Genomic DNA, 11,549 nt, shown 5'->3' on the forward strand with positions numbered 1-11,549 from the left:
AGACAATGTGGGTTCATTCATATAAAAAAAGGCCTGCGGGACTGGATCTGGTCTCCCACATGCCTCCTTGTTAACGGCTCGAGGTGCGCAACCTACTGGCTGCGCTGACTTCGAAGTCCGTTTGGCCGCCTTTCGGCGTTCCGATCATCCAGCCAAGTCGCGATCGGCGACTTCGCTAAGAATCCTTTGCAGCACTTCTTCAATAGAGAGTGTAGTGGAATCCAGCTGAATGGCATCGTCTGCCGGCTTCAGTGGCGCTACCGCTCGCTGGGTATCGCGCTCGTCGCGCTCCCGGATCTCCTCAAGAAGACTCGCGAGATTAACATCATCACCGCGCGCCTTCAACTGCAAGTAGCGTCTGCGGGCACGCTCTTCAGCGCTGGCGGTAAGGAATATCTTCAGTGGCGCATCGGGGAACACGACGGTTCCCATGTCGCGTCCGTCAGCGACCAGGCCGGGCGCCTCGCGAAAGGCTTTCTGTCGCTGCAACAGCGCAGTCCGAACCACCGGCAATGCCGCGACCTGGGAAGCACCCGCACCGACGGTCTCGTTGCGAATGGCCTCGGTGACTTCCTCGCCCTCGAGGATGATGATCATACCGTGCCCATCGCGGGCAGCGCCGAACTGCACATCCAGATGCTCGGCAAGCACCTTCAGGGATTCCTCGTTGGTCAGGTCGACACCATGATTGCGCGCAGCGAAGGCCAGCAAACGGTACAGGGCGCCGGAATCGAGGAAATTCCAGCCGAGCTTGCCGGCGAGCAACGCGGCGACGGTTCCCTTGCCCGAGCCGCTGGGCCCGTCGATGGTGATGACTGGTACCGGCTTGATCATGAGGCGCCCTCCGCCTGAACCTGCATCCCGGCCCGCTGAGCCAGGTCGAGGAAATTGGGGAACGAGGTCGCCACGTTCGCGCAATCGTGGATGCGGATCGGACCGCTGGCGCGCAGCGCAGCGACGCTGAACGACATGGCGATACGATGATCACCGTGCGCCCAGACTTCACCGGAACCGATCATGCCACCCTCGATGACGATGCCATCGGGTGTCGGTTCCGCCTTGATACCCAGCGTCTGCAGGCCGTCAGCCATAACCTGGATACGATCCGACTCCTTGACGCGCAGCTCCTCGGCACCGCGTAGGGTCGTACGTCCCTGGGCACATGCCGCGGCAACGAAGAGCACGGGGAACTCGTCGATGGCCAGCGGCACCAGATCCTCGGGAATGTCGATGCCCTTGAGCTGCGCACCACGAACGCGAATATCAGCGACTGGCTCGCCGCCCACCTCGCGAAGATTTTCCAGGACGATATCGCCACCCATCAGCTTGAGGATGTCGACCACGCCGGTGCGAGTCGGGTTGATCCCCACGTGCTCGAGTACGATCTCGGAGCCCGGTGCAATGCTGGCCGCGACCATGAAGAAGGCTGCCGAGGAAATATCCGCCGGCACCTCGATATGGGTGCCATGCAGCTTGTGCCCGGGCTCGACGATCGCGGTGCGCCCCTCGACTGTCACCGGATAGCCGAAACCACGCAGCATGCGTTCGGTGTGGTCACGCGTCGGTGCGGGCTCGGTCACGGAGGTCTGGTCGGCCGCGTACAGGCCGGCCAGCAGCAGGCAGGACTTGACCTGCGCGCTGGCCATCGGCATGTCGTAATGCATTCCGGACAGACGCTGGCCGCCGCGAATGGTCAGCGGCGGACGCCCTTCCGGTGCAGTCTCGATGACCGCGCCCATCTCGCGCAGCGGCTTGGCGACGCGATTCATCGGGCGCTTGGACAGCGAGGCATCGCCGGTAAGGGTGGTATCGAACGGCTGCGCCGCGAGCAAGCCGGACAACAGGCGCATGGAGGTGCCAGAGTTACCCAGATAGATCGGGCCAGGCGGCGGCTTCAGACCATGCAGGCCAACGCCATGGACGGTCACCCGCCCCTGCTGCGGGCCTTCGATGACCACACCCATGTCACGGAACGCCTGAATCGTGGCGAGGGCGTCTTCACCTTCGAGAAAACCCTCGACTTCGGTGGTCCCTTCCGCCAGGGAACCCAGCATGATCGAACGATGCGAAATGGATTTGTCGCCTGGGACACGCAGATGGCCGGTCAGGCTGCCGCCAGGATTGGCGAGGAAAACGAGGTCATTGGAATGCATAACGTCCACATAGGCTCGGCGAGCCAGTATTTTGCTGAAATGTTCCCGGGCAGCCCGGGCGCGCGTGAACACGCCCAACAACCTGTGCCCGTCTCCTTCATCGACCGCGGCGCGCAGGGCGTCGAGGTCGGCACGAAAATCATCCAGGGTATGCAGCACCGCCTCGCGATTGGCGAGGAAGATGTCGTGCCACATCACCGGGTCGCTACCGGCAATACGGGTGAAATCACGAAACCCACCCGCCGCGTAACGGAAGATCTCGAGATTCTCATGGCGCTTGGCGAGCGAATCAACCAGACCGAAGGCCAACAGGTGCGGCAGGTGACTAGTGGCGGCCAGCACCTCGTCGTGGTGCGCCACGTCCATGTGCTCGACATCGGCACCGAGCGCCGCCCAAAGCCGGGTCACCAGCGCAAGCGCCTGCGGATCGGTGTTCTTCAGCGGAGTCAGTATGACCTTGTGGCGGCGGAACAGCGTGCTCTTGGCCGCCATGACACCACTGAGCTCCGACCCGGCGATGGGATGGCCGGGAACGAAACGCGACGGCATCTCGCCGAACACGTTGTGCGCGCAGCGCACCACATTGCCCTTGGCGCTGCCGACATCGGTGATCACGGCGGAGCCCAGGTCGAGCTTCGCCAGCTCGCCGAGCAGTCGTTCCAGGGCGAGGATGGGTGTGGCGAGCTGAATAACGTCGGCGTCACGGCAGGCTTCGGCCAGCGTGTCGGCACAGCGATCCACCACGCCCAGCTCGACCGCCAGTTCACGCGAGCGGGCGTCCAGATCGAAGCCGACCACGTCGCGGCAACGGCCGGACTCACGCAGCCCCTTGGCAAACGAACCGCCAATCAACCCGAGCCCGATCACCACCAGACGATCGATGACAGGTGTCGCACTTTTTTCCACGGGGGCTGGGCTCACTGTTGCAGCACCTGCGCCAGCACGTCCAGAAAGCGCGCGTTCTCACGCTCGGTACCAATGGAAACCCGCAGGAATGTCGGCATCCCGTACCCGGCGACCGGACGCACGATCACGCCCTCGCGCAAGAGTGCCTGATTGATCGGTGCAGCATCGCGGGCGAAATCTACCGCGATGAAATTGCCCCGCGAGGGAATCCACTCCAACCCCAACTGGCGGAAGCCGCGCTCCAGCTGAACCATCCCTGCATCGTTCGCCTTGCGACTGGCGGCCAGATAATCGACGTCATCCAGCGCCGCGCAGGCGGCGGCCAGCGCCAGACTGTTCACGTTGAAGGGCTGGCGAACACGGTTCAACACGTCGGCGATCACCGGCGAACTGATGGCGTAGCCGACGCGCAGGGCCGCCAGGCCATAGGCCTTGGAGAAGGTGCGCGAAACCAGCAGATTGGGATAGTCGGCGAGGAAGGCCAACCCATCAGGCAGCTCCTGACCTTCGGCGTATTCGATATAGGCCTCGTCCAGCACCACCAGTACATGGGCTGGCACGCGCGCGAGGAAAGCACCCAACGCAGCGGCATCGAACCAGGTCCCGGTGGGGTTGTTGGGATTGGCGACAAAGACGACCCGGGTGTTCTCGTCGATCGCAGCGGCCATCGCGTCGAGATCGTGCCCCCAGTTCTTCGCCGCGACAGCGCGCCCCTCGGCGCCGACAGCCTGGGTCGCGATCGGATAGACGGCGAAGGCATGTTCGCTGAACACGGCGTTGAGCCCCGGCGCCAGATAGGCACGGGCGACCAGCTCGAGGATGTCGTTGGAACCATTGCCTAGCGTGACCTGGTGAACACCCACCGAATAACGCTGGGCAAGGCGCTGCTTGAGCGCGAAGCCGTTACCGTCGGGGTAGCGGGTCAGCTCGGAAAGCTCGGCCTGGATCGCTGCCAGCGCCTTCGGGCTGGGCCCCAGAGGGTTCTCATTGCTGGCCAGCTTGACGATCCCGGCGGGATCCAGATTCAACTCGCGCGCCAGCTCATCGACCGGCTTGCCTGGTACGTAAGGCGACAGCTTCTGCACGCCCGGCTGCGCCAGGGCAAGGAAATCACAACTCATTGGTTAGGCCTCAGGCTGCAGGCTCAGGCCGCAGGCACAAGCCTGTCGCCTGCCGCCTGCTCCTGAAGCCCGGAGCCGCAATTAAAGTACTGCCTTGGGGTAGGAACCCAGCACCTTCAGCGCCACGGCTTCCTGGCCAATCTTCTCCAGCACGTCCTTGATCAGCGGATCCTGGTGGTGGCCGAGGAAGTCGATGAAGAACACATAAGTCCACTTGCCACTGCGCGACGGCCGCGTCTCGATCCGGGTAAGGTCGATGCCATTGGTGTGGAACGGCACCAGCAGCTCGTGCAGCGCACCCGGCTTGTTGCGCATCGAGACAATGATCGACGTCTTGTCATCGCCGGTCGGCGGCACTTCCTGGTTACCGATGATGAGGAAGCGGGTGGAGTTGTCCGGGCGGTCTTCGATCTTCTCCGCCAGCTTGGTCAGGCCGTACAGCTGGGCTGCCATGTCGCCGGCAATGGCGGCCGAGTTCCACTCGCTCTTGACCCGCTTGGCCGCATCCGCATTGCTGGAAACCGCCACCCGCTCGACGTTCGGATAATGCGCATCGAGCCACTTGCGACACTGCGCCAGCGATTGGGCATGGGAGTAGATGCGCGTAATGCGATCGGTCTTGGTGGTTTCGCCCACCAGCAGATGATGGTGGATGCGCAGCTCCACCTCGCCACAGATAACGATGTCGTGCTCGAGGAAGCTGTCCAGCGTGTGGTTGACCGCGCCTTCGGTGGAGTTCTCCACCGGCACCACGCCGAAGTTCACCGCACCGGCGACCACTTCGCGGAACACCTCATCGATCGCCGCCATCGGGGTGCTGATCACCGCATGGCCGAAATGCTTGAGCGCGGCGGCCTGAGAGAACGTCCCTTCCGGCCCCAGATAGGCCACGCGCAGCGGCTGCTCGAGCGCCAGGCAGGAGGACATGATCTCGCGGAACAGGCGGGCCATCTCTTCATTGTCGAGCGGCCCACGATTGAGTTCCATGATGTGCTTGAGCACCCAGGCTTCGCGTTCCGGGCGGTAGAACACCGCCGACTCACCCTCGGCCAGAGCAGCGGTCTTGACCCGGGCCACTTCCTGGGCGCAGCGGGCGCGCTCGCTGATCAGCTCGAGAATACGCTCGTCGAGACTGTCGATTCGAACCCGCAGCGCCTTCAGCTGATCGGCGTCGCTCATCAGCCGTGCTCCTTCTCGAACTCGGCCATGTAGGCCACCAGCGCCTCGACCGCATCCAGGTCGACAGCGTTGTAGATCGAGGCGCGCATGCCGCCCACGGAGCGATGACCTTTCAGGTTCAGCAGTCCACGCGCGTCGGCACCAGCCAGGAAGGCCTTGTCCAGGCGCTCATCGGCCAGGCGGAACGGCACGTTCATCCACGAGCGCGCGTTGACGGCGATCGGATTGGTGTAGAAATCGCTGGCATCGATGGCGCCGTAGAGCATGTCCTTCTTCGCGCGATTGCGCTTTTCCATCGCCTCGACGCCGCCCTGCTCCTTCAGCCACTCGAAAACCAGCCCCGAGAGATACCAGGAGAAGGTCGCCGGGGTGTTGTACATCGAGCCATTGTCGGCGGCGATCTTGTAATCGAGCATGGTCGGGCAGACGGAACGTGCGTGGCCGAGCAGGTCCTCACGGACGATGACCACCACCAGCCCGGACGGGCCGATGTTCTTCTGCGCCCCGGCATAGATCAGGCCGAACTTCGATACGTCGATCGGCCGCGAAAGGATGTCCGACGACATGTCGACGACCAGCGGAGTATCGCCCAGCTCCGGCACCCAATCGAACTGCAGGCCGCCGATGGTCTCATTGCTAGCGTAGTGCAGATAGGCTGCGCCATCGCTCAGCTGCCAGTCGTTCTGGCCGGGAATCGCGAAGTAGTCGTAAGGCTTGGCACTCGCAGCGACGTTGACGTTACCGAAGCGACGCGCTTCCTCGATCGCCTTGCGCGACCAGATGCCGGTGTCTACGTAATCGGCCACACCACCTTCAGGCAGCAGATTCAGCGGAATCTCGGCGAATTGCTGGCTGGCCCCACCCTGCAGGAACAGCACCTTGTAGTTCGACGGAATCGCCAGCAGATCGCGCAGATCCTGCTCCGCCTTTTCGGCGATGGCAGTGTAATCGTCGCTGCGATGGCTCATTTCCATGACCGACAGGCCCTTGCCATGCCAGTCCAGAAGCTCCGCCTGGGCGCGCTGAAGGACGGCTTCGGGAAGCGCAGCCGGACCGGCACAGAAGTTAAAGGCGCGTTTGCTCACTGCTGTTCTCTCGCTCTTGCTCGATATTGAATCCCGGGCTCGACGGCCGGCTTCGTTTACCGACCGCCTCGCTACCGTCTGCCCGGTGTGCTGCTTTCTAACGGATGGCGTTATCGCCAATCAGTCTTCGTCGTCGGTCGGCACCACGTCCGGCGACACGTCGCCGCCACCGCCTAGCAACTCGTCCTCACTCGGCTCGGTACTGACGACCGGCATCTCCTTCTCGAGGGCATCGTCATCGAGCAGCGCCTCGATTTCTTCCAGCACCTCTTCCTCGGACGGCTCCTGCACCCGCTCCAGACCGACCAGGTGTTCGCCTTTGCTCAGCTTGATCAGCGTGACGCCCTGGGTGTTGCGGCCCAGCGAGGAAACTTCGTCGACACGGGTCCGCACGAGCGTGCCCTGATCGGAGATCAGCATGATCTCTTCACCCTCGAGCACCTGCACAGCACCGACCAGCGGACCGTTGCGCTCGTTGGTCACCATGGCGATTACGCCCTGACCACCGCGACCGCGCCGGGGGAATTCTTCCATCGCGGTGCGCTTGCCGTAGCCGCGTACCGAGGCGGTTAGGATCTGCGCGTCGGGCTCTGGAATCAGCATCGAGATGATCCGCTGCCCTTCCGGCAGACGCATGCCACGTACACCGCGGGCATTGCGGCCCATGATGCGAACCTTGCTTTCCTTGAAGCGGATGACCTTGCCGCCGTCGGAGAACATCATCACTTCCTGGGCACCATCGGTCACGGCGGCGGCGATCAGGGTGTCGCCCTCCTCCAGCTTCAGTGCGATGAGACCGGAGGTACGAGGCCGACTGAACTGCACCAGCGGTGTCTTCTTGACCGTCCCCTTGGCCGTCGCCATGAAGATGTAGGCACCGGTGGGTTCGTCCTTCTCATCGCTGTCGTCGTCGCCCTCGACATCGTCGACGTCGACGTCGTCATGCTCGATCACCAGACCTTCGGCGTCGTCCAGCTCCTCGTCACCCTCGGCAGCCTGCTTGCGCAGGGCCTCGAGATCGACCTGAAGCATGGCGGTGATGCGCTCGCCCTCGTCCAGCGGCAGCAGGTTCACCAGCGGACGCCCACGCGAAGTGCGCGAGGCCTCGGGAATCTCATAGGTCTTCAGCCAATACACCTTGCCCTTGCTGGAGAACAGCAACAGCGTGGTATGGCTGTTGGCGACCAGCAGATGCTCGACGTAGTCCTCTTCCTTCACCCCGGTCGCGGCCTTGCCACGGCCGCCGCGGCGCTGCGCCTGATAGGCGGCCAGCGGCTGGGATTTGGCATAACCACCATGGGAAATGGTGACGACGCGCTCTTCTTCGGTGATCAGGTCGGCCAGAGTCAGGTCGAGACGGGACTCGAGGATCTCGGTGCGCCGCGCATCGCCAAAGTCGCGCTTCACGCCCTCCAGCTCCTCGCGGATGACTTCCATCAGCCGCACCGGGTTGGTCAGGATACGGATCAGCTCACCGATCTGGGTGAGGATTTCCTGGTATTCGGCGAGCAGCTTCTCGTGCTCGAGACCGGTCAGGCGGTGCAGACGCAGGTCGAGGATCGCCTGGGCCTGCTCCGGCGAGAGGAAATACTTGCCGTCGCGCAGACCGTATTGCGGGTCCAGATTCTCTGGACGGCAGGCGTCTGCCCCGGCGCGCTCGACCATCGCCTCGACCGCGCTCGACTCCCAGGCAGTGGAGATCAGCGCATCCTTGGCTTCGGCCGGCGTCGGCGAGGCCTTGATCAGGGCAATCACCGGATCGATGTTGGACAGCGCAACTGCCTGGCCTTCGAGGATGTGCCCGCGCTCGCGCGCCTTGCGCAGTTCGTACACGGTACGCCGGGTGACGACTTCGCGGCGGTGACGGACGAAGGCTTCCAGCAGTTCCTTGAGGTTCAGCGTGCGCGGCTGGCCATCGACCAGCGCCACCACGTTGATGCCGAACACGCTCTGCAGCTGGGTCTGGGCATAGAGGTTGTTGAGGATCACCTCCGGCACCTCGCCACGACGCAGCTCGATGACTACACGCATGCCGTCCTTGTCGGACTCGTCACGCAGCTCGGTGATGCCTTCGATCTTCTTCTCTTTCACCAGCTCGGCGATCTTCTCGATCAGCCGCGCCTTGTTCAGCTGATACGGCAGCTCGGTGATGACAATCTGCTGACGGCCGCCGACCTTGTCGATGTCCTCGATATCGGCGCGCGCACGGATATAAATGCGGCCACGACCGGTGCGATAGGCCTCGATGATGCCGGCGCGGCCGTTGATGATGCCCGCGGTGGGGAAATCGGGGCCGGGAATGAACTGCATCAGCTCATCGATGGTGATATCGGCGTTGTCGATCAGCGCCAGGCAGCCGTCGATGACTTCGCCCAGGTTGTGCGGCGGGATGTTGGTGGCCATACCGACCGCGATACCGCTGGAACCGTTGACCAACAGGTTGGGGATCTTGGTCGGCATGACTGCCGGAATCTGCTCGGTGCCATCGTAGTTGGGCACCCAGTCGACGGTTTCCTTGTCCAGGTCGGCCAGCAACTCGTGCGCCAGCTTGGCCATGCGCACTTCGGTGTAACGCATAGCCGCGGCACTGTCGCCATCGACCGAACCGAAGTTGCCTTGACCGTCGACCAGCATGTAGCGCAGCGAGAACGGCTGCGCCATACGCACGATAGTGTCGTACACCGCGGAGTCGCCGTGCGGGTGGTATTTACCGATCACGTCACCGACCACACGGGCGGATTTCTTGTACGGCTTGTTCCAGTCGTTGCCCAGCTCGCTCATGGCGTAGAGCACGCGACGGTGCACCGGTTTCAGGCCATCGCGCGCGTCCGGCAGCGCACGGCCGATGATCACACTCATGGCGTAATCAAGGTAGGACTGCTTGAGCTCGTCTTCGATATTGACCGGGAGGATTTCTTTGGCCAGTTCGCCCATGGAAGCCTGGTTCCTTATAGTCAGCAGGGTCCTGCGATAAGCGCGGGATGGTAACACAGACGGCGGCTATAAGCTGAGCCTTGCGCACGGCTGCGGCTTGTCTGCATGGCCCGCTCGCGGGCCGATCGATTCAGGTTCAATGCAAGCGTTTGCGGCTCATCAAATCGGCCATCTTCGCCGCGGTCGGGCGCTCGACCACCCCTTTCTCGGTGACGATGACATCAATGAGATCAGCCGGTGTTACATCGAACACTGGATTGAATGCCTCGACATCAGCTGCGAAACGCTGGCCATTGACCTCGAGCAGCTCGCTGCCGGCACGCTCTTCGAGGGGAATCTCATCGCCGCTTTCCAGCGTCATGTCGATAGATGAGCTCGGCGCCACCACCATGAAACGCACGCCGTGATGCATCGCTAGAACCGCGAGCTGGTAGGTACCGATCTTGTTCGCCACATCGCCATTGGCGGCGATGCGATCGGCTCCGACGACCACCCAGGAGATCCCCCGCGTCTTCATCAGATGGGCCGCGGCCGAATCGACGTTCAGCGTGGTCGGCACGCCATCGCCCAGCAATTCCCAGGCAGTCAGGCGGGAGCCTTGCAGCCAGGGACGGGTCTCGTCGACGTAGACGCGCTCCACCAACCCATCGAGATGCGCCGCGCGGATGACACCGAGCGCGGTACCGAAACCACCGGTCGCCAGGGCACCGGTGTTGCAGTGAGTAAGCAGGTTCTGCGGATTGCCCTGATGGCGACGAATGAGGTCGACACCGAACTGCGCCATGGCCAGATTGGCCTCCCGATCGCTCTCATGTATCGAGATGGCCTGGGCCTCCAGTGCCGCGCAAGGATCCTCGCCTGGCTTGAGGCGTTCGAGACGTTCGCGCATCTGCTTCAGCGCCCAGATCAGATTGACCGCCGTGGGACGCGATGCAGCAAGGAGCGCGACATCTTCCTCCAGCGCCTGCCGCCAATCACCACCGGCCGCCATGCGCGTACGGGCAGCCAGGACCAGCGCATAGGCCGCACTGATGCCGATGGCAGGCGCGCCGCGCACGACCATGTCGCGAATGGCGCCAGCGACCGCAGCGGCAGAATCGCAACTGTGCCAGACCTCTTCGGTCGGCAGCTTGCGCTGATCGAGCAGGCTCAGGCGATCGCCATGCCACTCGATCGACTTCACCTTTTCCGCAGCCAGCAGTCGCTCACGCACGGTATTTCCCTCGTTCAGCTTCGTCGAAGCAGGACCCATGATGCGCCCCGCACAGCAAAGAAAAAGCCCGGATCGCGGGCGAACCGGGCTTCTATATCAAATATGACCGGGAAACAGCGGTGCGACGCCTCGGCCGCCGCAACCCGGGCGCGAATGCTAATGCACTGATTTTCCAAGCACAAGCAACGCTATTGATACCTAGGTCATGTCAGTTCCCATCGAATAGCGGGGCGCGCCCTGCCGCCAGATCACCGGATGCGCGCGCCTATCCGGGTCAGCTTGACCAGTGCATGACAGCCTAATACTGTATCCATATACAGTAATTTTGGATGTTTCTTTCATGTCTTCCGTGGTCGCCCTAGACCGCCTGCTGGATGCTCGCTGCATCTGGCGTGGCCAGGCCGTTGCATCTCCCAAGGCCACCCAACCGACCGGGCATGCCATGCTGGATGCGCTCCTGCCCGCTGGCGGCTGGCCGGATTCGGCGCTCAGCGAGATCCTTTTCGCAGCCCCCGGTATCGGCGAACTGCGCCTGCTTTGGCCGACCCTCGCCAGGCTGACCCGCGCCGGTGAACGTGTCGTGCTGGTCGCCCCACCCCATCGCCCCTGCCCCCAGGCCTGGCTTGCGGCTGGAGTGGATCTGCGCCATCTGGTCATCGTCCAGGCCAAGGACCGTGATGTCTTGTGGAGCGCCGAACAGTGCCTGCGCTCCGGCAGTTGCGCCGCCGTGCTGTGCTGGCCGCGACGGGCCGACGACCGCGCCCTGCGGCGACTGCAGATAGCCGCCGAAACCGGCCAGACCCTGGCCTTTGCCTATCGCCCGCTGCGCGAAGCGGAAAATCCGTCGCCTGCGGCATTGCGCCTGACCCTCGAGGCACAACCGGTGCAGTTGCGTGTCATCAAGTGCCGCGGTGGCCTGGCTCCGGCCCGGTCGCTACCGGCCAGCGCCTGGCAATAG

At 63.3% G+C, this 11,549-nt stretch carries 8 protein-coding genes; 1 reads left to right on the forward strand and 7 read right to left on the reverse strand.

The window, feature by feature from the left end:
• Nucleotides 1-144: 144 nt before the first annotated feature.
• The 7 genes from cmk to mtnA form a co-directional block, all read right to left on the reverse strand.
• Entirely contained in the window at nt 145-834 is a 690-nt protein-coding gene (gene cmk, locus NAO55_RS20240) for a (d)CMP kinase (protein ID WP_102840369.1), read from the reverse strand.
• Nucleotides 831-3,059 carry a bifunctional prephenate dehydrogenase/3-phosphoshikimate 1-carboxyvinyltransferase gene (locus NAO55_RS20245; protein ID WP_102840368.1) on the reverse strand — a complete coding sequence of 743 codons (2,229 nt, stop codon included), beginning with the start codon at nt 3,057-3,059 and terminating at the stop codon, nt 831-833. The genes cmk and NAO55_RS20245 overlap by 4 nt, the downstream gene beginning before the upstream one ends.
• A gap of 11 nt (nt 3,060-3,070) precedes the next feature.
• Complete coding sequence (gene hisC / locus NAO55_RS20250; protein ID WP_102840367.1) at nt 3,071-4,180, reverse strand: histidinol-phosphate transaminase; 1,110 nt, start codon at nt 4,178-4,180, stop codon at nt 3,071-3,073.
• A gap of 81 nt (nt 4,181-4,261) precedes the next feature.
• Nucleotides 4,262-5,359 (reverse strand): prephenate dehydratase, encoded by a 1,098-nt coding sequence (gene pheA / locus NAO55_RS20255; RefSeq protein WP_011913461.1) that lies wholly within the window; start codon nt 5,357-5,359, stop codon nt 4,262-4,264.
• Nucleotides 5,359-6,444 carry a 3-phosphoserine/phosphohydroxythreonine transaminase gene (gene serC, locus NAO55_RS20260; RefSeq protein ID WP_102840366.1) on the reverse strand — a complete coding sequence of 362 codons (1,086 nt, stop codon included), beginning with the start codon at nt 6,442-6,444 and terminating at the stop codon, nt 5,359-5,361. The genes pheA and serC overlap by 1 nt, the downstream gene beginning before the upstream one ends.
• A gap of 120 nt (nt 6,445-6,564) precedes the next feature.
• Nucleotides 6,565-9,378 carry a DNA gyrase subunit A gene (gene gyrA / locus NAO55_RS20265; protein ID WP_256070302.1) on the reverse strand — a complete coding sequence of 938 codons (2,814 nt, stop codon included), beginning with the start codon at nt 9,376-9,378 and terminating at the stop codon, nt 6,565-6,567.
• A gap of 136 nt (nt 9,379-9,514) precedes the next feature.
• Nucleotides 9,515-10,591, reverse strand: a complete 1,077-nt coding sequence (mtnA, locus tag NAO55_RS20270) for an S-methyl-5-thioribose-1-phosphate isomerase (RefSeq protein WP_102840364.1) — start codon at nt 10,589-10,591, stop codon at nt 9,515-9,517.
• Between the two features lie 340 nt (nt 10,592-10,931).
• On the opposite strand from mtnA, the gene imuA reads away from it, so the two are divergent.
• Entirely contained in the window at nt 10,932-11,549 is a 618-nt protein-coding gene (imuA, locus tag NAO55_RS20275) for a translesion DNA synthesis-associated protein ImuA (protein WP_102840363.1), read from the forward strand.

This window comes from Stutzerimonas frequens (assembly GCF_024448335.1).
GTDB lineage: Bacteria > Pseudomonadota > Gammaproteobacteria > Pseudomonadales > Pseudomonadaceae > Stutzerimonas > Stutzerimonas frequens.

What these genes read in the sequence shown, in the direction of transcription:
- hisC (WP_102840367.1), bottom strand. Translation starts at nt 4,180, where the DNA reads ATGAGTTGTGATTTCCTTGCCCTGGCGCAGCCGGGCGTGCAGAAGCTG.
- cmk (WP_102840369.1), bottom strand. Translation starts at nt 834, where the DNA reads ATGATCAAGCCGGTACCAGTCATCACCATCGACGGGCCCAGCGGCTCG.
- gyrA (WP_256070302.1), bottom strand. Translation starts at nt 9,378, where the DNA reads ATGGGCGAACTGGCCAAAGAAATCCTCCCGGTCAATATCGAAGACGAG.
- imuA (WP_102840363.1), top strand. Translation starts at nt 10,932, where the DNA reads ATGTCTTCCGTGGTCGCCCTAGACCGCCTGCTGGATGCTCGCTGCATC.
- pheA (WP_011913461.1), bottom strand. Translation starts at nt 5,359, where the DNA reads ATGAGCGACGCCGATCAGCTGAAGGCGCTGCGGGTTCGAATCGACAGT.